The organism is Amycolatopsis sp. M39, from assembly GCF_001651785.1.
In the GTDB taxonomy this organism is placed as follows: domain Bacteria; phylum Actinomycetota; class Actinomycetes; order Mycobacteriales; family Pseudonocardiaceae; genus Amycolatopsis; species Amycolatopsis rubida.
Map to the genome: position 1 here is coordinate 447,925 of NZ_LWSF01000006.1, position 23,805 is coordinate 471,729.

21 protein-coding genes and 1 pseudogene are annotated in these 23,805 nt (G+C 69.9%); 11 read left to right on the forward strand and 11 right to left on the reverse strand.

The genetic code is table 11. The annotated features are described in order from the left end of the window. The 7 genes from A4R44_RS19215 to A4R44_RS19245 form a co-directional block, all read right to left on the reverse strand. A complete protein-coding gene (locus A4R44_RS19215; protein WP_067582162.1) occupies positions 1–855 on the reverse strand; it encodes a carbohydrate ABC transporter permease in 855 nt (284 codons plus the stop codon). Further along, positions 846–1,766 (reverse strand): carbohydrate ABC transporter permease, encoded by a 921-nt coding sequence (locus A4R44_RS19220; protein WP_067582165.1) that lies wholly within the window; start codon positions 1,764–1,766, stop codon positions 846–848. The genes A4R44_RS19215 and A4R44_RS19220 overlap by 10 nt, the downstream gene beginning before the upstream one ends. 3 nt (positions 1,767–1,769) lie before the next feature. Next, entirely contained in the window at positions 1,770–3,053 is a 1,284-nt protein-coding gene (locus tag A4R44_RS19225; RefSeq protein ID WP_067582166.1) for an extracellular solute-binding protein, read from the reverse strand. A gap of 75 nt (positions 3,054–3,128) precedes the next feature. Beyond that, positions 3,129–4,262: a lactonase family protein gene (locus A4R44_RS19230; RefSeq protein ID WP_067582169.1), complete on the reverse strand. Its 1,134-nt coding sequence runs from the start codon at positions 4,260–4,262 to the stop codon at positions 3,129–3,131. A 31-nt stretch (positions 4,263–4,293) separates the two neighbouring features. Next, positions 4,294–5,691 (reverse strand): GntP family permease, encoded by a 1,398-nt coding sequence (locus A4R44_RS19235; protein ID WP_067582172.1) that lies wholly within the window; start codon positions 5,689–5,691, stop codon positions 4,294–4,296. Then, positions 5,688–7,283, reverse strand: a complete 1,596-nt coding sequence (locus A4R44_RS19240) for an amidohydrolase family protein (protein ID WP_067582174.1) — start codon at positions 7,281–7,283, stop codon at positions 5,688–5,690. Before A4R44_RS19240 ends, A4R44_RS19235 begins: the two co-directional genes overlap by 4 nt. Next, positions 7,283–8,590 (reverse strand): amino acid deaminase, encoded by a 1,308-nt coding sequence (locus A4R44_RS19245; protein WP_067582177.1) that lies wholly within the window; start codon positions 8,588–8,590, stop codon positions 7,283–7,285. Before A4R44_RS19245 ends, A4R44_RS19240 begins: the two co-directional genes overlap by 1 nt. Before the next feature lie 162 nt (positions 8,591–8,752). Between A4R44_RS19245 and A4R44_RS19250 the strand changes: the two genes are divergently transcribed. From A4R44_RS19250 to A4R44_RS19260, 3 genes are read left to right on the forward strand one after another with little or no spacing between them, the layout of a single operon-like run. Beyond that, the gene (locus tag A4R44_RS19250; RefSeq protein WP_232791670.1) at positions 8,753–9,694 is read left to right on the forward strand and encodes a sugar kinase; all 942 of its coding nucleotides are present in this window, start codon (positions 8,753–8,755) and stop codon (positions 9,692–9,694) included. Then, entirely contained in the window at positions 9,691–10,449 is a 759-nt protein-coding gene (locus A4R44_RS19255; protein WP_067582180.1) for an IclR family transcriptional regulator, read from the forward strand. Before A4R44_RS19250 ends, A4R44_RS19255 begins: the two co-directional genes overlap by 4 nt. Continuing rightward, positions 10,449–10,832 carry a RidA family protein gene (locus A4R44_RS19260; protein ID WP_067582183.1) on the forward strand — a complete coding sequence of 128 codons (384 nt, stop codon included), beginning with the start codon at positions 10,449–10,451 and terminating at the stop codon, positions 10,830–10,832. The genes A4R44_RS19255 and A4R44_RS19260 overlap by 1 nt, the downstream gene beginning before the upstream one ends. A gap of 56 nt (positions 10,833–10,888) precedes the next feature. Here A4R44_RS19260 and A4R44_RS19265 read toward each other — a convergent pair whose 3' ends face one another. From A4R44_RS19265 to A4R44_RS19275, 3 genes and pseudogenes are all read right to left on the reverse strand, one after another. Continuing rightward, the gene (locus tag A4R44_RS19265; RefSeq protein ID WP_067582186.1) at positions 10,889–11,887 is read right to left on the reverse strand and encodes a 1-aminocyclopropane-1-carboxylate deaminase; all 999 of its coding nucleotides are present in this window, start codon (positions 11,885–11,887) and stop codon (positions 10,889–10,891) included. Next, a pseudogene (locus tag A4R44_RS19270) lies at positions 11,884–12,542 on the reverse strand (GntR family transcriptional regulator). The gene A4R44_RS19265 and the pseudogene A4R44_RS19270 overlap by 4 nt, the downstream one beginning before the upstream one ends. A 448-nt stretch (positions 12,543–12,990) precedes the next feature. Further along, positions 12,991–13,350: a DUF1844 domain-containing protein gene (locus A4R44_RS19275; protein ID WP_067582189.1), complete on the reverse strand. Its 360-nt coding sequence runs from the start codon at positions 13,348–13,350 to the stop codon at positions 12,991–12,993. 284 nt (positions 13,351–13,634) lie between these two features. Between A4R44_RS19275 and infC the strand changes: the two genes are divergently transcribed. The 6 genes from infC (at position 13,635) to pheT (ending at position 20,560) form a co-directional block, all read left to right on the forward strand. Continuing rightward, a complete protein-coding gene (gene infC, locus A4R44_RS19280) occupies positions 13,635–14,189 on the forward strand; it encodes a translation initiation factor IF-3 (protein ID WP_067582419.1) in 555 nt (184 codons plus the stop codon). Positions 14,190–14,268: 79 nt separating this feature from the next. Continuing rightward, the gene (gene rpmI / locus A4R44_RS19285; RefSeq protein WP_067582192.1) at positions 14,269–14,463 is read left to right on the forward strand and encodes a 50S ribosomal protein L35; all 195 of its coding nucleotides are present in this window, start codon (positions 14,269–14,271) and stop codon (positions 14,461–14,463) included. Positions 14,464–14,527: 64 nt separating this feature from the next. Then, entirely contained in the window at positions 14,528–14,905 is a 378-nt protein-coding gene (gene rplT / locus A4R44_RS19290) for a 50S ribosomal protein L20 (protein WP_009079612.1), read from the forward strand. An 8-nt stretch (positions 14,906–14,913) separates the two neighbouring features. Beyond that, entirely contained in the window at positions 14,914–15,702 is a 789-nt protein-coding gene (locus tag A4R44_RS19295) for a TrmH family RNA methyltransferase (RefSeq protein WP_369805910.1), read from the forward strand. 1,232 nt (positions 15,703–16,934) lie between these two features. After that, positions 16,935–17,990 carry a phenylalanine--tRNA ligase subunit alpha gene (gene pheS, locus A4R44_RS19305; protein WP_067582199.1) on the forward strand — a complete coding sequence of 352 codons (1,056 nt, stop codon included), beginning with the start codon at positions 16,935–16,937 and terminating at the stop codon, positions 17,988–17,990. Then, positions 17,990–20,560 carry a phenylalanine--tRNA ligase subunit beta gene (pheT, locus tag A4R44_RS19310; RefSeq protein ID WP_067582202.1) on the forward strand — a complete coding sequence of 857 codons (2,571 nt, stop codon included), beginning with the start codon at positions 17,990–17,992 and terminating at the stop codon, positions 20,558–20,560. The genes pheS and pheT overlap by 1 nt, the downstream gene beginning before the upstream one ends. A gap of 106 nt (positions 20,561–20,666) precedes the next feature. On the opposite strand, the gene A4R44_RS19315 is transcribed toward pheT, so the two are convergent. Then, complete coding sequence (locus A4R44_RS19315) at positions 20,667–21,356, reverse strand: DNA alkylation repair protein (protein ID WP_067582205.1); 690 nt, start codon at positions 21,354–21,356, stop codon at positions 20,667–20,669. Between the two features lie 130 nt (positions 21,357–21,486). Between A4R44_RS19315 and A4R44_RS19320 the strand changes: the two genes are divergently transcribed. Both A4R44_RS19320 and A4R44_RS19325 read left to right on the forward strand, forming a co-directional pair. Then, complete coding sequence (locus tag A4R44_RS19320) at positions 21,487–23,088, forward strand: alpha/beta hydrolase (protein ID WP_067582208.1); 1,602 nt, start codon at positions 21,487–21,489, stop codon at positions 23,086–23,088. A 194-nt stretch (positions 23,089–23,282) separates the two neighbouring features. Next, the gene (locus A4R44_RS19325) at positions 23,283–23,759 is read left to right on the forward strand and encodes a hypothetical protein (protein ID WP_067582211.1); all 477 of its coding nucleotides are present in this window, start codon (positions 23,283–23,285) and stop codon (positions 23,757–23,759) included. Positions 23,760–23,805: the final 46 nt, after the last annotated feature.

Here is a 23,805-nt window from a genome sequence, read left to right on the forward strand (position 1 = left end):
TCATCCCTTCACGGCCCCGGCGGTCCCGCCGATGAGTTTCCGTTGCACCAGCACGAAGAACACCAGCACGGGAATCGTCATCAGGGTGGACGAGGCCATCACGGCTCCCCAGTCGGTGTCCTCCGGTTTGAAGAACACCAGGATCGCCTGCGGCAGAGTCTGGTTTTCGGTCTTGGAGATGATGAACGTCTTGGCGAACAGGAAGTCGTTCCACGCGTGGATGAACGCGAGCACGCTCACCGCCACGAGCCCGGGCGCGACGAGCGGGAACAGGATCTGCCAGGTGAACCGCAGCCGCGACGCACCGTCCAAAGTGGCCGCTTCCTCCAGTTCGGCGGGCACCGCGGCGACGAACCCGCGCAGCATCCAGATCGCGAACGGCAGGCTGAACGCCAGGTGCACCAGCACGAGCGAGCCCAGTTGGTTGAGCCCGAACGCGGGCACCGCGGCGCCGACCGAGCGCATCAGGAAGAACAGCGGGATGGTCAGCGCTTCCACCGGCACCATTTGCGCCACCAGCAGCATCACCAGCAGCACTCCGCGGCCGCGGAACCGGAACCGGGTGAGCGCCACCGCGGACAGGAACGAGAACACCAGGGACAGCAGCACCACGACAACCGCGACCACGAGGCTGTTCAGGAAAAACCGGCCGAATCCGGACACCGTGAGCACACGCTGGAAACTGTCCAGCGACGGCGCGAACGTCCACGGTCTGGGATGCGCCGACTGGATCTCACCGGCCGGTTTGAACGCCGAGAGCACCATCCAGTACAGCGGGAACGCGACGATCCCGGCGATCACCACGGTCACGATTTCGGCGACGAGCCGCGCGGGGCGGCGCACTTTCAGAGCCATGCGGCACTCCGGCGCTGGGACCGGACGTAGAGCCCGGTGATCGACAACAGCAGCAAGGTCATCACGACCCCGATCGCCGAGCCGAGCCCGTACTCCTGCCCGGCGAACGCCTGCTGGTAGGCGTAGACGTTCAGGATCAGGTTGCGCCCGGCGATGCCGCCTCCGTTGGTCATCACGTAGATCTGGGTGAACACCTTGAAGTCCCAGATGATCGACTGCACGGTCGCGATGGTCAGCAGCGGCCGCACCGCGGGCAGGACCACCGACCACGAGGTGCGCCAGACCGACGCGCCGTCGAGCGCGGCGGCCTCCAGCGTCTCCTTCGGCACCCCGCTGATCCCGGCGTACATGGTCACCATCACGAACGGGAACGAGCACCAGATCACCTCGGCGGCGACCAGCCCGAACGTGCCGAAGGTGCCGAAGGTCCAGGAATGGTGCTCCATCCCGCTGAACCCGATGCCCGAGAGCACCTCGTTGACCAGGCCGAAATCGGTGTCGAAGAGGAACAGCCAGACGTACGAGCCGGCGATCGCCGGGGTCGCCCACGCGCCGAGCGCCGCCAGGAACAGCAGCGTGCGCGGCAGCGCGCGGACCCGGCTCGCCAGCACGGCCAGTGCCGTGCCGAGGACCAGGCTGCCGAGCACGCAGGCCGCGGCGAACCCGACAGTCTTGCCGAGCACCGTCCAGAACTGGACGTCGGCGAGCAGGTTCGCGTAGTTGCCGAGGCCGAGGAACACCAGCGGGGCCGCGCCCGCCGCCTGCGGCTGGCCGTAGTCGTAGAGCGAGATCACGACCAGCTGGTAAATCGGGTAGACCAGCAGCGCGGCGAGCAGGATGCCCGCCGGCAGCAGGTAACGAAGGGCCGCGCGGCCGTCGCGGCGGACGGTCGCGGAACGGACTGCGGCCACGGGTCAGCCGAAGTTCTTGTTCATCGCCGCGGCGGCGTCGGCCAGTGCGGCGTTCGCGTCCTTGCCGCCGGTGGCGATCTGCTGCACGGCGGTGGGCAGGACGTTCTGGCTGTCGATCTTCGACCACGCCGGGGTGCTCGGCACGAACTTCGTGCCCGCGGTCAGGGTGTCCACGAAGGCCTTCAGCGTCGGGTCGCTGGCGGCGAGCTTCTTCTGCACCGACGCGAGAGTGGGCAGGTTGCCCATCGCCGCGTACATCTTCTCCTGGTACTTGACGCCGGCCAGCAGTTCGGCGAACTGCACCGCGAGCCCGTGCCGCTGGCTCGCGCCGAACACGCCGAGCAGGTTGCCGCCGGCGAACGCGGGCGCGACCGAGTCCGGGGTGGCGCCGGGCAGCGGCATGATCGCGTACTTGCCCTTCACCGCGCCCTTTTCGACGGCCTTGCGGTTGAAGTCGCCGCCGATCACCATGCCCGCCTTGCCGCCGGCGAACGCGGTGACGCTCTGCGTGCCGGTGAGGTTGGCGCAGGCGGCGGGCGGGCAGATGTCGTCCTTGATCAGGTTCGCGTACGCGGTGACGCCGGCCTTGGCCTGCGGAGAATCCACAGTGGACGTCCACTTGCCATTGTCCTGTTTGGCCAGTTCGCCGCCGTTGGCCCAGATGAACGGCAGCATCGCGTAGGTGTACTTGCCGCCGGTGGCGATGCCGTACAGATCCGGCTTCTTCTCGCGGATCTTGCGCGCGTCCTCGGTCAGCTCGGTCAGCGTCGCCGGCGGCTTGAGGCCGAGTTCGGCGAACACGTCGGTGCGGTAGTACAACGCGCGGATGCCGGTGTACCAGGGAATGCCGTAGATCTTCCCGTTCGCCTTGGCGGTGTCCACCACGGAGGGAAGCAGGTCCTTGCCGTCGGACCAGTTCGAGATGTCCTTGGCGAGGTCGGACAACGCGCCGGTCTGCGCGTAGCTGGAGACGTCGGTGTTGCCGAATTCGGCGACGTCGGGGGCGTTGGACGGGTCGTTGAACGCGCCGGAGAACTTGTCCGCGCGGCCCTCGACCGGGACCCACTGCACGTCGACCTTCACCCCGGAGTGGCTGGCTTCGAATTCGGTGATCGCTTCCTTGACCGCGGCCTCCTTCGGCGCGCGGTTCGCTTCGTCGAACAGCCAGACTCTGAGCGTGCCGTCGGTTTGGTTTCCGCCGGCGGCGGCCGGGCCGGATTGGGTGGGCGCGCACGCGGCGAGCAACGCCAGCGTGGCGACAGCGGGCAGGACAGAACGCAGCTTCATCGGTGACTCCTGTCGCGGGGACCGGTCGGAGACCGGAAAAGACAGGGCTGTGCGGCGTGACAGCCCCGGTTTTTCTCAGACGAAGAAGACGGAATTGACGTTGGGGACGGCGAGCGAGCCCGCGGACTTGCCGGGCAGTCCGGTGGCCGGGTCGCGCGGCAGCCAGGTGACGGTGCCGGAGCGCTGGTTGGAGACGTAGAACCACTTCTCGTCCGGGTCCAGCGCGAGGTGCCGCGGCCAGTTTCCGCCGGACGGCGCCGAGGAGACCAGGGTGAGCCCGGCCCCGCCGTCGCCGACGGTGAAGGCGGCGACGGTGTTGGGTCCGCGCACGGTGGCGTAGGCGAACTTCCCGTCGCGCGACACGGTGATCTCGCCGGGGTACAGTTCGCCGGTGCTGCCTGGCGGAACGGCGGGAACCACGGCGATCGGCTTGACCGTGCCGGTCGCGGAATCCCAGCTGGCGACGGTGATCTCCGGCCGCAGTTCCTGGGCTACGTAGGCGAATTTGCTGTTCGGGTGGAACGCGAGGTGCCGCGGCCCGGCTCCGGCGGGGAGAGTGATCTGCTTGTGCAGCTTCAGCTTCCCCTTGCCGATGTCGAACGAGTAGACGTACACCGAGTCGGTGCCGAGGTCGACCGCGAGCACCCACTTGCCGGACGGATCGGTGACCACCTGGTGCGCGTGCGGCTCTTTGCCCTCGTGCTGCTGCAGGTCAGTGGCCGCGCCGAGCTTGCCGCCGGACTCGATCGGCAGCACGACGACGCTGCCGGAGCCGTAATTGGCGGCCAGCACGTACTTCTGGCTCGGGTGCACCGAAAGGTGCGTGGGCGAGCCGCCCTTCGAGGACGTCGACCCGAGCAGCTTCGGCCGGCTCGGGTCGGAGATGTCCAATGCGGACACCGTGCCGGTCTCCGCGCCCTCGTTTTCGTTGGTGACGTACAGGATCCGGCCGTCGCGAGTCCGGTCGAACCAGGAGACGTCGGTCAGCTTTCCGACCGTGCGCACCGGCGTGAGCGCGGGGCTTCCCGCCGCTCGCTGGGTGACGTCGAGCCCGTGGCCTGCCGGTGAACTGGTGGTGTAGCTGCCGACGTACACCGTCGTGGCCGCGCGCGGCCGGGACGCTGCCGTGGCGAGCTGTGCGCCCGCCACGGCGGCGGCTCCGGCCGCGCCGACTGCTCCGACGAACGTGCGGCGGGAAATCTCGGTCATCGAATACCCCCGGAACCTGTGCCGATGTGGTTCAGACCAATGCCATCACCAATGCTGCCACACCGAAACCGCTCAGGGAAAGGACTGTTTCCAAAGCCGTCCAGGTTTTCAGGGTCTGGGTCACGGTGAGCCCGAAATACCGGGACACGATCCAGAATCCGCCGTCGTTCACGTGCGAGGCGATGATCGACCCGGCCGAGATCGCGACCACCACGAGCGCCAGTTGTGCTTGCGAATAATGCAGCTCCATGACCGTCGGCGCGACGATGCCGCTCGTGGTCACGATCGCGACCGTCGCGGAACCCTGGGCGATGCGCATGCCGCAGCTGATGATGTACGCCGCCAGCAGCACCGGAAGCCCGGCGTCGCCGAGGGAACCGGCCACCGCCTTGCCGATGCCGGTGGCCGACAGCACCGCTCCGAAGAACGAACCCGCGCCGACCACCAGGAGAATCATCGCGACCGGCCGCAGCGCGTTCGCCGAAAGCTGGGCCAGATCCGCGCCGCTCATCCCGCGGCGGCGGCCGAGCAGCCAGGAGGCGAGAATGGTCGCGATGGTCAGCGCGATGGCCGGGGTGCCGAGGAACGCCGCGATGCCCGCGCCGGTGGACCCCGTGGGCAGCAGGATGCTGCCGAACGTGCCCACCAGGATCAGCACCAGTGGCACCGCGATGATCCCGCCGACCAGCTTGAGCGACGGCGCGGGGCCCTCTCGCTCGCCTTCTTCGCCCGCGAGCTTCGCGAAGTCCTCGGCCAGCGGCACGTTCACGCGCTTGCCGATCCACGTCGAGTACAGGATGCCGCCGACGAACCAGGCCGGGATGCCGCAGACCGCGCCCATNCCCATCAGGATCAGCCAGCCGAGATCCACGTGCAGCAGTCCGGCCGCGGCGACCGGGCCCGGGTGCGGCGGGATGAAGGCGTGTGTGATGGAAAGCCCGGCCAGCAACGGCATCGCGTACAGCACGATCGACCGGCCGCCCTGCTTCGCCGCCGCGTAAACCAGCGGCGCGAGCACGAAAATACCGATGTCGAAGAACACCGGGATGCCGAAGATGAGCCCGGACAGACCCATCGCGAGCGGAGCGCGTTTCTCGCCGAAGGTCCGCAGCAGCGCCGAGGTGAGCACGCGCGCCCCGCCGGATTTCTCCAGGATCGAGCCGAGCAGCGTGCCCAGCCCGATGATCGCCGCGATGTGCCCCAGAATGCTGCCGAAACCCTTCTCCAGCAGCGAATCGGACGTCTTCTGCGCGGTGCCGACCAGGGTGCCGACCGGCACGCCCGCGGCCAGCGCGGTGAGCAGGCCCACCACGATCAGGGCGATGAACGGTTCGAGCTTCACCTTGATGATGAGGACAAGCAGCACCGCGATGGACACCGCGGCCAGCGTGAGCAGACCGGCCGTGCTGGTCTGCAGCCAGTGGATCATCGTCGACTCCCGGGATGGCGGAGGGAATGCCCGGCGAGCGCGCCGGTGGGGGATCCGTCTTCGAGGGCGGCGACGCCGTTGACGAAGACATGGTGCAGGCCCGCGGCGGGCTGCCGCGGATTGTCGAATGTCGCGGTGTCGGCGACCCTGTCCGGGTCGAACAGCACCAGGTCGGCCGAGTAACCGGGGCGGACGAGGCCCCGGTGGGTCAGCCCCAGCCGCCGTGCCGCGCGGCCCGTGAGGTGCGCGACGCAGTCGGCCAGTTCGAGAACGCCCAACTCGCGGACGTAGCGGGCGAGGTACCGCGGGAAGGTGCCCCACGCGCGGGGATGCGGCCGCGCGCCGACCAGCAGGCCGTCCGAGCCGCCGGTGTGCGTGCGGTGCCGCATGATGGCCTGCACGTTCTCCTCGTGCCCCACGTGCATGAGGCAGGACGTGCCGAGCTTTTCCTCGATCAGCGTGTCGAAGTACAGCTCTGCCGGGGTCTTCCCCGCGGCGCGCGCGGAGGCGAGGACGCTGTGTCCCACCAATGCGGCATTTTCCGCGCGGCGCACCCCGTTGATTTCGATGGCGTCCCAGTCGATCGGCACGCCGTGCGCACCGTCCGAACCGGACTCTTCGATCTCGGCGCGGATGCGTTCGCGAGTGTCCGGATCGGACAGCCGGGCGAGCGTCGGCTCCAGCCCGCCTTCGGTGGACCAGCTCGGCAGCAGGGCGGACAGGTAGGTCGCGCCGGGAAGGTAGGGGTAGGTGTCGAGGGTGATGTCGCAGCCGTCGTCGAGTGCGTTGTCCAGCAGCCGCAACAGATCCGGTGCTTTGCCCTGGTTGACGGAGAAGTTCATTGTCGCGTGCGCGAGGTGCAGCGGGCAGCCGGAGCGGCGGGAGACGTCGACCATCTCCGCGAACGCCTCCAGCGCGCCCGCGCCGTAGCTGCGGTGGTGCGGGCTGTAGTAGCCGCCGCGCTCGCCGGCCACGCGGCACAGCTCGACCAATTCTTCGGTGGTCGCGTACATCCCGGGCGTGTAGGTCAAGCCGGACGACAGGCCGAATGCGCCTTCTTCCAGCCCGGTCGCGACGAGTTCTTTCATCCGGGCCAGCTCCGCTTCGGTGGCGGGCCGGTCTTCCCAGCCCACCGCCAGCATCCGCACCGTGCCCTGCGGGACCAGGTACGCGGCGTTCGTCGCGATGCCCTGGTCGAGCCGGTCGAGGTACTCGCCGACCGAACGCCAGTTCCAGTCGAAGCCCGCCGGGTCGTCGTTCCATCCGGCCAGCTGCTGGCGCAGGCTCGCGAGAACCTCGTCGTTGACCGGGGCGTAGGAGAGACCGTCCTGGCCCAGCACCTCGGTGGTCACGCCCTGGGTGATTTTCGCCAGGTGCTCCGGGTTGGCGAGCAGTTGCAGGTCGGAATGCGAGTGCATGTCGATGAAGCCGGGGGAGAGGACCTGGCCGGTCGCGTCGAGCACGCGCGGCGCGGTCAGCTCTCCCGGCGCGGCGACGTCGCCGATGCGGTCGCCGGTGATCCCGACATCGCGGATCTCCAGCGGGGCGCCGGTTCCGTCGGCGACACGCGCGCCGCGGATGACCAGATCCATCAGAACCACGTCCGCACGAAATCGACCACCGTCTCGCCGTCGGCGTCCACGACCGGCAGCAGAGACCACTTGTCGAACGTCGTGCAGGGATGCGACAACCCGAGCCGCACCCAGTCGCCGACCTCGACCGGCGACCCTTCCGGCAGTTCGAGGAATGCGTGCTGGTCGTTGAGCTTCGGGACGGTGTGCCCGGTCAGTCCGGTGACCACGCCGTCCTTGCGCAGCAACTGCGGCTCCGGCATGCCTTCGTCGTACGGGAGGTCGCGCTTGCCCGCGGTGAGCAGTGCCAGCTCCGGGGTCGGCTTCGACGTGACCTGCGCCCATGCGTGCAATGCCGGACGGAAGCTGTCGACGCCAGCGATGCGCGGGTGCTGGCCGAGCGGGGAGATCTCGCGGTAGAAGCCGTCGTCGTGCGTCAGGTACGCGCCGCTGCGCAGGATCGGGACCACTTCGAGCCCGTCCGGCCACGGCTTGGTCAGCTCGTCCACGACGCGGTCGAAGTACGCGCTGCCGCCCGCGGTGACGTACGCCGGTCCGTCAGCGAGCAAACCCTTCTCCGCGAAGGTAATCGTCGCGTTGCGAAGACTGTCCACATAGGAACTGATCTTCGCCAGAGCCGCATCGTCGGTGTGGTGCGACAGCGCGCCTTCGTACCCGCCAGTGCCGCGCAGGCGCAGCACCGGGCTCTTCGCCGCCGCTTCAGCGACAGCCAGTGCAGTCGCGGCGTCGCGGACACCGGTGCGGCCGCCTTCGCCGCCCAGTTCGACCAGCACGTCGACGGGCCGCTCGGCGCCGGCGAGCGCTTCGGTCATCAGCTCGACACTGCGCACCGAGTCGACCCAGCAGACGAACTCGAAGTCCGGATCCGCCGCCAGTTCGCCGGCCAGCCAGCGCAGCGCGGACGGGTCCACGAGCTGGTTCGCCAGCAGGATCCGCGGCACGCCGANCACGCCGAACGCGCGGTAGATCCGCACGTGCCCGGCGTTCGCCGCGGTGATGCCCCACGAGCCGTGCTCCAGCTGCCGGGCGAACAGCTCCGGAGCCATCGTCGTCTTGCCGTGCGGCGCGAGCGCGACGGCGCGTTCGGCGCACCAGCGGGCCATGGTGGCGAGGTTGTGCTCCATCGCGGCCGCGTCGATGACCACGAACGGACCGAAGAAGCCGTCGTCGAAGAGCTTCGCGCGGCGGGCCGCGGCTTCGTCGAGAGTGAGCCCGGACAGCGCCGGGGGGAGAGCGCGGAAGCGCCAGTCGATCCGTTCGCCGCGCCCGGCTCGGACGGCGGCGGTGAGAGCGGCGTTGCTGTTCATCTGGGACCTCGGTTGCGTATATTGCAACGGACGTTGCGCAAAATGCGTTGCATAGGTGTAGCATCCGGGTCGCCACAGGTCAACGGGGAAGGGACGTCAGTGACCAGCAGTCCGACAGCGTCGCCCGGAGTGCCGCCCGAAGTGCTCTGCATCGGCGAGTCGATGGCGTTGTTCGTGCCCGCCGAACCCGGCCCGCCGGACGAGGTGCGCACCTGGCTGCGCACCATCGGCGGCGCGGAGTCGAACGTCGCGTGCCACCTGCCCGCGCTCGGCGTGCCGAGCGGATGGGTCAGCGCGGTCGGCGACGACCCGTTCGGCCGCGCGCTCGTCCGCGAGATCGCGTCGGCGGGCGTGGACGTCCGAGGCGTCGTATTCGACCCGGCCCGTCCGACCGGGCTGTACGTGAAGGAAAGCAGCGCGGGCGGCAGCCCCGTCCGCTACTACCGCTCGGGTTCCGCCGCGTCCGGGATGGGCCCGGAACTGGTGTCCCAGCTGGACTTCTCCGGCGTTCGCGTGCTGCACCTCTCCGGGATCACGCCCGCGCTCTCGGACAGCTGCCTCGCACTCGTCCGCGCGCTGCTCGACCGGCCGCGCGGCGACCTGCTCGTGTCGTTCGACGTCAATCACCGCCCCGCGCTGTGGACCGGACGAGACCAGTCCGTGCTCGCCGAACTGGCCGGGAAGGCCGATCTGGTGCTGACCGGCGACGACGAGGCCGAACGCGTGTGGGGCACCGGCGATCCGGTGCGGCTGCGCGCCCTTCTGCCTGGTCCGCGCACACTGGTCGTCAAGCACGGCGAACGCGGCGCGACGCTCGTCGAGGGCTCGGCCGAACCGCTGTTCTCACCCGCGCTTCGGGTCGATGTCGTCGAGCCCGTCGGTGCCGGAGACGCCTTCGCCGCCGGATTCCTGGCCGCGACTCTGCGCGGCGCCGATCCGCTGACGAGGCTCCGGCGCGGTCACCTGCAAGCTGCCGCGACACTGTTGACTCAAGCCGACGTCGGCGTGCCGCTGGCCGAGGCCGTCGTGACGAAACTGGTGCAGGCGGACGCCGACGGCTGGAGTTCGGTCCGGCTCACCGGAGAGGGAGTGGTGGCCACGTGAGCCAAAGTCTCGACCGCGCGCTGACACTGCTGGGCGGTCTCGCTCGCGGCGGCAAGACGCTCGACGAGCTGGCCGAAGAGATCGGCGTGCACAAGACGACCGTGCTGCGGCTGCTGCGCACCCTCGAATCGCACCATTTCGTGCGGCGCGAAGGGGCCCGGCACTACCGGCTCGGCAGCGCGCTTTTCGACCTCGCCAACCAGGCGCTGGAGGATCGCGACGTCCGGCGCAGTTCGCACGAGGCGCTCGCCGCGCTGAATCAGCGCACCGGGCACACCGTGCACCTGGCGTCCTATGAGGACGGTGAGGTGGTGTACATCGACAAGTTCGAAGGCCACCACGCGGTCCGGATGTACTCGCGGGTCGGCAAACGCGCGCCGCTGCACTGCACCGCGGTCGGCAAGGTGCTGGTGGCGGCGATGCCGCGGGCGAAACGCGAAGAAGTCGCCCGCGCGATCGACTACGTCGTGCTCACCGCCAACACCATCACCACGCCCGAGGCGTATCTGGCCGAACTGGACCAGGTCGCTGAGCGCGGGTACGCGGTGGACAATGCCGAGCACGAGGACTTCATCCACTGCGTTTCCGCGCCGGTGCGCGGCGCGGGCGGCGAAGTGCTCGCCGCGGCGTCGATGTCGGTGCCGAAGGTGCTGCTGGACCACGACGGGCTGCTGGCGCTCGTGCCCGAGCTGCTGGCCGCCGCGGAAGAAGCTTCCGTCCACAGTGGATGGACGGGGAACGGAAAGGGGCAATGATGGGCAAGACGGCGATCACCAGCGAGAACGCGCCGAAGCCGCCGGCGAACTTCTCGCAGGCCGTCCGCAAGGGGAACATCCTCCAGGTCGCCGGCGCGGTCGCGTTCGACCCGGCCACGAACGAGATCGTCGGCGACGACGTCGTGAGCCAGACCCGGCAGGTGTTCAAGAACCTGACCGCGCTGCTCGAAGAGGCGGGCTCGGGCTTCGCCGACGCGGTGATGGTGCGTGTGTACCTCACCGACACCAGCCACTTCGCCGCGTTCAACGAGGTCTACAACGAGCTGATCGGCGAAGCCCCGCACGCGGCCCGCACCACGGTGTACGTCGGGCTGCCCGCCGGGCTCCTGGTCGAGATCGACGTGCTAGCCGTCCTCGACTGACCTCGGTCGTGAGTGGCGATCACGGTTCTGACCGCGATCGCCACTCACGAGCGCCCTCACCCCAGCACGCTCGTATACGCGTTGATCGCAGGCTGTCCGCCAAGATGCGCGTACAGCACGTTCGACCCCTTCGCGATCTCACCGCTGCGCACGAGCTCGATCAGCCCGGCCATCGACTTCCCCTCGTACACCGGGTCGGTGATCATGCCTTCCAGCCGCGCGGCAGTCCGGATCGCCTCAAGCGTCCGCTCGTCCGGAATGCCGTAGCCGCCCGCGTGAAAACGCTCGTCGAGTTCTGCGTCTTCGACCGGCCCGGCCTCGATCAGCCCCGCGGTGCTCTTCGCGATCCGGCCGATCTGCTCGCGCGTCTCCTCGGGCTTCGCCGACGCGTCGATTCCCAGGATCCGCCGCGGCTTCCCGCTCGCCGCCGCTCCGGCCAGCATCCCCGCCTGCGTGCTGCCGGTGACCGAGCAAACCACGACAGTGTCGAAGAAGACGCCGAGTTCGCGTTCCTGTTCCCCGAGTTCCAGGACCCAGTTCGCGAAGCCGAGCCCGCCGAGCCGGTGGTCCGACGCGCCGGCCGGGATCGCGTACGGCGTGCCGCCGTTCGCCTCGACCTCCGCCAGCGCCTGCTCCCAGCTCTCCTTGAAGCCGATGCCGAACCCGGCGTCGACGAGCCGGACGTCCGCGCCGAGGATCCGCGACAGCTGGATGTTGCCGACCTTGTCGTGCAGCGGATCGGCCCAGTCGACCCAGCTTTCCTGCACCAGCACGGCTTTCATTCCGGCCCGCGCCGCCGCGGCCGCGACCTGGCGCGTGTGGTTCGACTGCACGCCGCCGATCGAGACGAGCGTGTCCGCTCCCTCGGCGAGCGCGTCGGCGACGAGGTACTCCAGTTTGCGCGTCTTGTTGCCGCCGTAGGCGAGGCCGGAGTTGAGGTCCTCGCGCTTGGCCCAGACGGCCGCGCCGCCGAGGTGTTCGCTGAGCCGGTCCAGCCGGTGCACCGGCGAAGGCCCGACGAGCAACGGGAAACGGGGGAATTCAGCCAGGCTCACGCGTCCTCCAGGAGGGCTTCGAGGTCGGTCCAAATCGTTGAAGTGAGCTGCGCGGCGGTTTTCTCGTCGCCGCTTTCCAGCGCGGCGATGAGTTCTTCGTGCCGCGCGACCGAGCGATGCGCGGGCAGCGAGCTGAACCGCGCGTATTCGAGACGGCGCAGCAACGGCGTGTACCGGTCGAGCGTCGCCGCGACCGCCCGGTTTCCGCACGCGCGCACCGGAATGTCGTGCACTTCGTCGTCGGCTTCGATCGCCTTGNCGCCTTGCCGACGTCTCCCTCGGCGACGGCCGAGCGGAACCGGTCGTTGGCTTCGCGCATTTCCGCGATCTGCTCCGTGCCGAGCCGGGCTTCGCGCACGACCAGCTCGTGCAGCGCCCGCACGAGCCGGACCGCATCGCGGACGTCGCCCGCGTCGAACTCGGCGACCCTCGTGTAACTCTGCGGCTTCGACACGACCAGCCGGTCCTCGGCCAGCCGCAGCAGCGCCTGCCGGACCGGGGCGCGGGAAAGCCCGAGCTGTTCGGCGAGGTCGGCGTCGCGCAGGGGAGTGCCCGGCGGGAGGCTGCCGTCGATGATGGCGTGCCGGATGCGCTCGTACGCCTCGTCGCGCAGCAGCGACCGGGAGACTTTGGGAAGTGCACTCACATCTAACATGTTAGATGTCGGTGACTGCTGAGGGCAACGGTCCGGACGACGGGATACGACTGACGCGGGCTTGGTGCGCGCGTAGGGCAGCGTGAGTGTTTGTGCCAGTTAGAACCGCTACAACACTCACGGACCCCTGCCAGCCGGTCCTCGGCACGGTCACCCGACGTGCTGCGGGCACCGGAGCGCGGTCATGGCGAGCTGCCGGACCCTCGCGGATCCCGGGGCGGAACTCCGGCACCGAGCTGCCGGGCGTCGATCAGTGCCACGCGGATGGCGTGCTGCGGCTGTGCCTGCTCCGATCTGGCGCACCCGGGTCCTTAGCCGCGCCCGGGGCTCTATCCAGCGCGCCTTCGGCCGGAAACAATTGCCGCCAGCCTTCGCCCGGAAACGGCGAAGACCCGCCCGGCGATGCCGTGAGGCGGGTCTTCGGATGTCTCCCGGGAGGGCTTCCGGCTCAGTGCACCGGCCCGGTGTACTTCTCGCCCGGCCCCTGGCCCGGCGGGTCCGGCACGACCGACGCCTCGCGGAACGCCTTCTGCAGCGACTGCAGCCCGTCGCGAAGGGGCCCGGCGTGCAGGCCGAGGTACTCCGCGGAGGCGGTCACGAGCCCGGCGAGCGCGGTGATGAGGCGGCGCGCCTCGTCGAGGTCGCGGTGCGGCGAGTTCTCCGGGTCGGCGTCGGCGAGGCCGAGGCGTTCGGCCCCCGCGGACAGCAGCATCACCGCGGCGCGGCTGATCACCTCGACGCTCGGGATCTCCTCGAGCCCGCGGTCGTCGGGGGAATACGGGGGCGGTGGCGAAGGTTGTTCTGACACGTCTGGTACCCTTCCACGTGCGACCAGCTCCCGAGCGATCGGGGGCGGCAAGTGGAGCCCCGCTCCCACCCGCGTCACCGCCTCAGGTGTCCGGGTCCGGTCTCGCCGAAGTGGTGCATTGCCGTTCTGGCAGCGTACTGCGGAGGCGAAGCGTTCGGCCGTCCGGCCGGGCGCGATCGGAGACAGAGCGGGCCCCGTGCACCGGCAGCAGCCGGCGAGCGGGGCCTGAATCGTGTGGGCACCAGGTCGAAACGAGAAAACATCACTCGGACCAAGGAGGCCCCATCAGCTCCGAGACACGCATCAACGACCGCATCCGGGTGCCGGAAGTCCGGCTCGTCGGCCCCAACGGCGAGCAGGTCGGCATTGTCCGGATCGAAGATGCGCTGCGGCTTGCGCAGGAGGCGGACCTCGACCTCGTCGAGGTGGCCCCGCAGGCCCGCCCGCCCGTGGCCAAGCTCATGGACTTCGGCAAGTTCAAGTACGAGAGCGCCCAGAAGGCCCGCGACTCCCGCCGCAACCAGCATCTGACCGTCATCAAGGAACAGAAGCTGCGGCCGAAGATCGACCAGCACGACTACGAGACCAAGAAGGGTCACGTGTCGCGGTTCCTGGCGGCGGGCAACAAGGTCAAGGTCACGATCATGTTCCGCGGTCGCGAGCAGTCCCGGCCGGAGCTCGGTTTCCGGCTCCTGCAGAAGCTCGCCGACGACGTCACCGAGCTCGGCTTCGTGGAATCGTCGCCGAAGCAGGACGGACGCAACATGATCATGGTGCTGGCCCCGCACAAGAACGTGAAGCCGAAGGCCGTCAAGGCCGAACCGGCTCCCGAGGCGTAAGCGCGCCCGGCGCCGACCAGCACAGTCAGCGGCACACCGGTTTTCCGGTGTGCCGCCGCACGGAAGAGGACGAACAACCATGCCGAAGATGAAGACGCACAAGGGCACGTCGAAGCGGGTCCGCATCACCGGTTCGGGCAAGCTGCGTCGCCAGAAGGCCGGCCGCCGCCACCTGATGGAGAAGAAGTCCAACCGCCTCACCCGCCGTCTCGAGGGCACCACCGAGGTCGCCCAGAGCGACGTCGGCCGCGTGAAGCGCCTGCTCGGCCGCTGAGGCCCGCACCCTTTCCCGACCACCCCGGGGTCCTCGCACCCCCCGAATTCGACAGGATGGACCAGTGGCACGCGTCAAGCGGGCGGTCAACGCCCAGAAGAAGCGTCGCGCGACTCTCGAACTGGCCAGCGGTTACCGCGGCCAGCGTTCGCGGCTGTACCGCAAGGCCAAGGAGCAGACGCTCCACTCGCTCAACTACGCCTACCGCGACCGCCGCGCGCGCAAGGGTGACTTCCGCCAGCTGTGGATCACCCGCATCAACGCGGCCGCTCGCGCCAACGGCGTCACCTACAACCGGTTCATCCAGGGCCTGAAGGCCGCCGGTGTCGAGGTGGACCGCAAGATCCTCGCGGACCTCGCGGTCAACGACGCGGCCGCCTTCACCGCGCTCGCCGAGCTCGCCAAGGCGAACGTCACGACCGGCGAAGCGAAGTCGGCCTGACCGGCAGCATTTTCCGGCCCGGGGCGGATCCGTTCACCGAACGGACCCCCCGGGTCGTTGCCGCGCGCAAACTGACCCGGCGCGCGGAACGAGAGAAAACCGGCCGCTTCCTGGCCGAAGGGGCCAACGCGGTCACCTCGGCGCTGTCCTATGGGACGGTCCACGAACTCTTCGTGACCGAACGCGCCGCCGCCGCGCACCCCTCGTTGGTCGCGTCGGCTCCCCGTGTGTCGCCGATCACCGACCGCGCCGCCGCGGGCTTGTCGGAAACCGTGACTCCGCAAGGAATCATCGCGGTCTGCTCACTGGTCGACCGTCCACTGGAGACAGTCCTCGCCTCGGCCCGGCTCGTGGTGGTCCTGGTCGACGTCGCCGAACCCGGCAACGCGGGCACCGTGATCCGCGTGGCCGACGCCGCTGGCGCCGACGCGGTAGTCCTGGCCGGCGACACCGTCGACCCGCACAACGGCAAAAGCGTCCGCGCCGCCGCCGGTTCGACCTTCCACGTCCCGCTGGCCCGCGCCCGCGACATCCCGTCAGTCCTGACTGCCCTGCGCTCGGCTGGCCTCCGCACGCTCGCCGCGCACGGTTACGCCTCGACCTCGCTCGAGACTGTCCGCTTCGGAGACCCGGTGGCGTGGATCTTCGGCAACGAGGCGCACGGCCTGCCCGAGGACGTCCTCTCGTCGGTCGACGAAGCGGTCCGGATCCCGTTGTACGGCAAGGCGGAAAGCCTCAACCTGGCTACCGCCGCCGCCGTCTGCGCCTACACCGCGGCGATGGCCGCACACCGCTGACTCTGCCGGATCTCCGGCACGTCCGCTGGACCGGCGGCACCCCGGCACAGGCGAATCAACGATCGCCCGCCACCTAGCCGCCCCGCCGCCCGCCGCGGCTCCGTACTGGCACGCCCTCCTGGCCATGGACATGGACCAACGCTGGGTCCGTCGCTTCCCGGACGCCCAGCTGGAGCCTTCCACTGGTTCCGCGGCGAGGCTTCCGGGCTGATTGCCGAAGACCTCCTCGCCGTGGCGCGGACCCCTGCGTCGTCGACGGCTTCCGGACCTCGCGCGCCTCCTGCCGGATGTCCCGGACCGGGTCGTCTGGCTGGTCCCGAAACCGGAGTTCCGCCACGCGACGATCGATGGCCGGAGCACACCGGGCGAGAGTTTCGCCTGGCGGACAAGCGATCCGGCGCGGCCTGCCCGGAACCTGGCCGAACGGCGCCGCATGTTCACGAGCCGCCTCTGCGAGGACCCCCCGCGGCTCAGACTGCGGGCGATCGAAGTCGGCATCCCCGATGACGAAAAAGCTCTGATCCGCCAGACGACCAGCTGCTTCCGCCTCTGATCCGGCAGCAGCCCGTTTCGCAGCGCGGGCTGGTACCGGGCGCGCCACCGTGTCAGCTTCTCGTCCGCCGAGCTGTTTCGGCTGTTCTGCCTCCGCTATCCCGAGGTACGTGGCCGGTCGCGAGCAGTTCCTGATTGGCTGACAGCAGTCCGCGTCGCCAGTGTCTCTCGCACTACCTGCGGGGGACCCGCTGTACGGGACGCCTCGCCAGCCACCTGCGGGGGACCCGTTGTGGGGACGCCGCGCCAGCCACCTGCGGGGGACTCGTTGTACGGGACGCCTCGCCAGAGGGTCATGAGTCTTTGCACTGGCCGCGGGCGGCCCGTGGGGGACGCCTTGCTGGGCGTCGTGCTTCCGGCCCGGCAATCCCAGGTCTCGCCTTCGCGGCGCCGATCACTCCCGAAATCTCGCCCGGCCGATCCGCTCCGCGGCCACCCGGGAGGGCGTCCCGGGCAGGCCCGCCGAGGGGCGGTGCTCACCTGATTCGCTGACCTCCGTTCGGGTCCCGCGCGACGGTCAGTCGTGATCACGGGCCGGATCCGGCGCAGCCGCTCCGGAAGCGGAGGGTGAGCGGCCGGCCCCGGCGCCCGATCCCCTAGACTGAGCTGCCCGATGTGCACGTGCGGCGGCATGCCCGCGTGCCGCCGACAACACCAGTCCCAGCGGACGCCGAGGAGTCATGTCCGGAGCCACAGAACAGCCGGTCGACGTGCTCGCACCGGAGACCCTGCGCGCGGCGATCAAGGCGGCCGAGGACGCCTTCGCCGGCGCGGCCGACCTGGACGCGCTCGCCGCCGTCAAACCGGCCCATCTCGGGGACCAGTCGCCGGTGCTGCTCGCGCGCCGGGAAATCGCCGCGCTGCCGAAGCAGGAGAAGGCCGACGCCGGCAAGCGCGTCAACGAGGCCCGCCAGGCGGTGCAGTCCGCGTTCGACGCGCGGCGCGCGGCATTGCAGGCCGAGCGCGACGAGCGCGTGCTTCGCGAGGAGGCCGTCGACGTCACGCTGCCGTGGGACCAGGTCCCGCGCGGAGCCCGGCACCCGATCAGCACGCTGTCCGAGCGCATCGCCGACGTTTTCGTCGCCATGGGCTACGAGGTCGCCGAAGGACCCGAGCTCGAAGCGGAGTGGTTCAACTTCGACGCGCTCAACTTCGGCAAGGACCACCCGGCGCGCCAGCTGCAGGACACGTTCTACGCCGGCGAGGAAGGCTCCGGCCTGGTGCTGCGCACGCACACCTCGCCGGTGCAGGCCCGCAGCCTGCTGCACCGCGACCTGCCGGTGTACGTCGTGTGCCCGGGCCGCACCTACCGCACCGACGAACTCGACTCCACGCACACGCCGGTGTTCACCCAGGTCGAAGGCCTCGCCGTCGACAAGGGCCTCACCATGGCGCACCTCAAGGGCACGCTCGACGCGTTCGCCCGCGCGATGTTCGGCGAGAGCTCCACGACGCGGCTGCGCCCGCACTTCTTCCCGTTCACCGAGCCGTCGGCGGAGGTCGACGTCTGGTTCGAGGAGAAGAAGGGCGGCCCCGGCTGGGTCGAGTGGGGCGGCTGCGGCATGGTCAACCCGAACGTCCTGCGCGCGTGCGGCGTCGACCCGGAGATGTACTCCGGCTTCGCGTTCGGCATGGGCATCGAGCGGACCCTGCAGTTCCGCAACGGCATCCCGGACATGCGCGACATGGTCGAAGGCGACGTCCGGTTCACCCTTCCCTTCGGAACGGAGGCGTAGTGCGAGTCCCGGTGAGCTGGCTGACCGAGCATCTCGAGGTGGATGCCGACGTCACGCCGCAGGACCTGGCCGACGCCTTCGTGCGGATCGGGATCGAGGTCGACGAACTCAGCGAACTCGGCCCGGTGACCGGCCCGCTCGTGGTCGGCCGCGTCGCGGAGATCGAGGAGCTGACCGGCTTCAAGAAGCCGGTGCGGTTCTGCCGCGTCGAGGTCGGCGAGGAACCCGACCCGGAGCCCGACGACGCGGACCTGTCCGAAGAGGACGAAGACGAGGACGACGGCCCGCTGGAGAACGAGGGCCCGCACGGCATCAAGACACGCGGCATCGTCTGCGGCGCGAGCAACTTCGCCGAGGGCGACCTCGTCGTGGTCGCTCTGCCGGGCGTGGTCCTGCCAGGCGATTTCGAGATCGCCGCGCGCAAGACCTACGGCAAGGTCAGCGACGGGATGATCTGCTCGGCGGCCGAACTCGGCCTCGGCGACGACCACAGCGGCATCCTCGTGCTCCCGCCGGGCACGGCGAGCCCCGGCGACGACGCGAAGGAACTGCTCGGCCTCGACGACACGGTCATCGAGGTCACGCCGACCCCGGACCGCGGCTACGCGCTGTCGATCCGCGGCCTGGCGCGCGAACTGTCGAACGCGCTCGACGTGCCGTTCGGCGACCCGGCGATGCTCGACAACTTCCCGGAAGCCGAGGGCGAGGCCTGGCCGGTCCGGGTCGAGGACCCCGAGGGCTGCCCGCGGTTCGTGCTCCGCCGCGTCACCGGTCTCGACGCGACCGCGCCGACGCCGTGGCGGATCCGCCGCCGCCTGATGCTGGCCGGCATCCGGTCGATCTCCCTCGCGGTCGACGTCACCAACTACGTGATGCTCGAACTCGGCCACCCGCTGCACGCGTTCGCGACCGGCTCCGTCCAGGGCGACCTGGTGGTTCGCCGCGCGAAGGCGGGGGAGAAGCTCACCACCCTCGACGACGTCGAGCGCACCCTCGACGCGGACGACATCGTGATCGCCGACGACAGCGGCGTCATCTCCCTAGCCGGCACGATGGGCGGCGCGAGCACGGAGATCACGCCGGAGAGCACGGACGTGCTTCTCGAGGCGGCGCACTGGAACCCGGCGTCGATCAGCCGCACCGCGCGTCGGCACAAGCTGTTCTCCGAGGCGGCGAAGCGCTTCGAGCGCTACACCGACCCGGCGCTGTGCGCGGCCGCGGTGGAACTCGCCGCGCGGCTGCTGCGCCAGTACGGCGACGGCGCGATCCGCCCGGGCCGCACCGACGTCGGCGGCGTCGCCCCGCACGCCCCGGTGACCATGCCGATCAACCTGCCCGACCAGATCGCCGGCGTGCGCTACGAACGCGGCGTCACGGTGCGGCGGCTCGGCCAGATCGGCTGCAAGGTCCAGCTCAGCACGAGCGACCAGGGCGTCGGCCTGGTCACCGCGACCCCGCCGAGCTGGCGCGGCGACCTCGTGCAGCCCGCCGACCTCGTCGAGGAGGTCCTGCGGCTCGAGGGCTACGACAGCATCCCGTCGGTCCTGCCCGCCGCGCCCGCGGGCCGCGGTCTCACCGACGCCCAGCGCCGCCGCCGCGCGGTGTCCGGCGCACTCGCCGAGGCGGGCTACGTCGAGGTGCGCCCGTTCCCGTTCATCGGCGACGCGGTGTGGGACGCCTTCGGCCTGCCCGAGGACGACATCCGCCGCACGACGGTGCGTGTGCAGAACCCGCTCGAAGCCGACCACGACCGGATGGCGACCACTCTCCTGCCGGGTCTGCTGGAGACGTTGCAGCGCAACGTTTCCCGCGGCCTGAAGGACGTGTCGCTGTTCCACGTCGGCCAGGTCGTGCTGCCGAAGCCGAACCAGCTCAAGGTCCCGGACCTCGGCGTCGAGCGCCGCCCGAGCGACGAGGACCTCGCCGTGCTGGAGGCCGCCGTGCCCGCGCAGCCGGTGCACGTCGCCGTCGTGCTCACCGGCCAGCGCCCGCGCGCCGGCTGGTGGGGCAAGGGCGACCAGGCAGGCTGGGCCGACGCCGTGCAGGCCGCGCGCCTGGTGGCCGAGGCCGCAGGCGTGCAGCTCACGGTGCAGGCCGCCGACCTGCTGCCGTGGCACCCGGGCCGCTGCGCCCAGCTGCGCGTGGGCGACTGGCCGGTCGGCCACGCGGGCGAACTGCACCCGAAGGTCGTCGAGGCCCTCGGCCTGCCACCGCGCACGGTCGCCATGGAACTCGACCTGGACGCGATCCCGCTGCCCGACTCCCGCCCGGCGCCCAGCATCTCGGCCTACCCGCCGGTGCTGCTGGACGTCGCGCTGGTCGCCGGCACGGACGTCCCGTCCGCCGACCTCGCCGACGTGCTCCGCGAAGGTGCGGGCGAACTGCTTGAGGAGATCACCCTCTTCGACGTCTACACCGGCGAGCAGCTCGGCGAAGGCAAGCGTTCCCTGGCGTACAAGCTCCGCTTCCGCGCCGCGGACCGCACCCTGACCGTCGACGAGGCCACCAAGGCCCGCGACGCCGCGGTCGCCGCTGCCGGCGAGCGCTTCGGAGCGACGCTCCGCGCCTGATCCGACGCTGTCCCCGTCCCGCGCTCCGGCCACCGGCCGGTCAGCCGGGGCGGGGGAGCGCTGGTGTCATGGCACCCTCCTTTCCTTTCCCTCGAACGGTTCCGCTTCACCTGAGGTGCTTCATCGCCTCCCGTGCGGACAGCGGGGACAGCCCCGGGTGCGCGAGGACGAACGCGCGGACCCACTCCGGCTCGGCGCGAGCATGATCCCGCAGCGCCCAGCCGATTCCCTTGCGCAGAAAGAAATCCCGATCGTCGAGGTTCGCCTCGATCGCGTCGGCGAGCAGCTCCTGGTCCACCTCGCCCTTCGCGCTGACCTGACAGATCACCGCAGTCCGCCGGCGCCAGCGATCAGCGTCTGTCATCCAGCGGCGCAGAACGGGCGTGACCGCCACGCGGTACTCGCGCAGGATCGGCCCGACGCGGCGGATCGCGACCTCGTCGACGTGGTCCCACCACGCCCCGGTGACGATCAGCTCGTCGTACATCTCCAGCAGTTCCGGGTCCTGCCATTGCCGGTAGGCGCGGTGCCCGGAGAGATCGATCGCCGCGTACCGCTCCTCGCGGTACTCCGCTTCCCGCCACAACGCGAGCACGGTCCCGGCGTATGTCACTCGATCGGGCAGGACATGCTCGGCCAGGACCGTCTTCATGAGCTTGCCGCGCGGCGGTTTCGGTACGCCGCGAAACGGCATGGCGGACTTCATGTACGCCTGCATTTCCGGTGCCTTGACCGGGTCCGCCAGCTCGGCGAGCCCCGTCCGCACCGCGGTGATCAATGCTTCGCCCGCATCCATTGAGGACCACCTCCATCGTCTCGGATCCCGACGATCGGGGGACAGCGCGGCTCGTGTCGGGAAACGAGATTCTGCCGCGCAGCCGGTAGCTTCGACGAGCCTTGGTTGCCGTCGGACGCAAAGGACCACTGTGAGGAAAATCGTCACCGCGCTGGCCGCCGCCGCTGTCGCGGCCGGAATGCTGGCTGTCGCACCCGCCGCCACCGCGGTGCAGCCCGAAGGGCCGGGCTACGCGCCGCCGCCGATCAAGTGGGGATCGTGTTCGGCACCGAGTCTCGCCAAGGCGGGAGCCGAATGCGGATTCCTGACGGCCCCGATGGATTACGCGCAGCCATCGGGCGAGACTGTGCAGATCGCCGTCTCCCGGGTGAAGCACAAGACCGCGAAGTTCCAGGGCGTGCTGCTGGTGAACCCGGGCGGGCCAGGAGGCTCCGGGCTCGGTCTTTCGGTGCTCGGCCGGAACGTTCCGAAGCACGCGGGAGACAGCTACGACTGGATCGGCTTCGATCCTCGCGGCGTCGGCTCCAGCAAACCGGCGCTCACGTGCGACGGGAACTACTTCGCTCCTGTCCGCCCGGCTTACGTGCCGAAGACCCCGCAGCTGGAGACCGCCTGGCGCGCCCGCACGAAGGGCTACGCCGAGGCCTGCGCGAAGAACGGCCCGCTGCTCGGGCACATCAAGACCACTGACGTCGCGCAGGACATGGAAAGCCTCCGCAAGGCGCTGGGCCAGAAGCAGATCAACTACTACGGATTCTCGTACGGCACTTACCTCGGGCAGGTGTACAGCACGCTGTACCCGGACCGCATGCGCCGGATGGTGCTCGACGGGAACGTCGACCCGCGCAAGGTCTGGTACGACGCCAACCTGGACCAGGACGTCGCCTTCGATCGCAACATCAAGATCTACTTCGGCTGGCTCGCGAAGTACGACAACGTCTACCACCTCGGCAAGACCGGTTCGGCCGTCGAACAGCTCTGGTACGCGCAGCAGCGGAAGCTCGACCGTGCCCCGGCGGGCGGCGTGATCGGCGGCGACGAGTGGACCGACGTCTTCCTCCAGGCCGGCTACTACGTGTTCGGCTGGGAAGACATGGCCAAGGCGTTCGACGGATGGGTCCACCGCGGCGACTGGCAGACGCTGAAAGCGTTGTACGACAAGTCGAACGCGCCCGGCGACGACAACGGCTACGCGGTTTACAACGCGGTGCAGTGCACCGACGCGCAATGGCCGCGGGACTGGAACCGCTGGCGCCGCGACGCCTGGGCCACCCATACCCACGCGCCCTTCGAGACCTGGAGCAACACCTGGTACAACGCGACCTGCCTGAACTGGCCCGCGAAGCCGGGCAAGCCGGTGGACATCGACGGGTCGAAGGCGAGCGGTGCGCTGCTGATCAGCGAAGAACTCGACGCGGCGACGCCATACACGGGCAGCCTCGAAGTGCGCAAGCGCTACCCGCGTTCGAGCCTCATCAGCGCGCCTGGCGGGACGACGCACGCCGGATCGCTCTCCGGAGTTTCGTGCGTGGACGACAAGGTCGCTGACTACCTCGCCACCGGAGCCTTGCCGAAGCGGGTGCGAGGCGACCGCTCCGACGTCCAGTGCGCTTCGGTTCCGCAGCCGGTTCCGTCTCCGGTCGCCTCCGGCGCGCAGCAGAAGGCTGATGCCGCAGCCAAGGCCGCGGCGGAGGAGAAGCAGAGCCTGCTCGCCGGGCTGCTGCGTTTCTGAGTCGTCCTTCGCGGTGCCCCGGTCTGGTCTGCCAGGCCGGGGCACTGTTCTTTTCCGCTGGTCCACCGATCCCCCTCGGTCGTTTTTCGGGTCGCCGGAGACGCTACGACGGGGGTCTGACAATTTCGGACCGCAGTCACCCGATCGCGTTAAGTGATCGAAAATTGTCGGGGGTCGCGGATACCTTCGCGGCCATGACGATCATTCAGGAGCACCGGACCGAGGTCCGGTCAGGAGATGTCCAGTACCAGGTCGCCGTCATCACCCGCACCGAGGACGGCGAACCGGAGCGAGTCACCGTCACGGTCGGCGGCGAACGGCCGGACGGCGAACCCGTCGTCGAGGGCAGACTCGAACTCGACGTGACATCCGTGGCGACCGTCGCGGATCTGCTCGACACGAGCCTGCGCACCTTCGCGGGCGGCGGCTCGCGGCGAAGATCGCGCGGACGCCCGGCCCAGCAGGGCAGGCCGTGGACCGACGAGATGGACGCGGACCTGGAGGCCCGCTGGCTCGCCGGGGATTCGGTGACCGCACTGGCGCGCCATTTCGCGCGGACGCCCGGTGGGATCCGGGCGCGGCTGCCGAGGGTCGGGTGCGATCCGGAACATCCGGGAAATCATCTGCCGACACCGCCGAGTCTTCGCGAAGCGGAGGAGGGGGTGGACTGACGAGTGCCCGCCGGGTTCGCATGCCGAGGCGGGCCCGGCGTGGCGG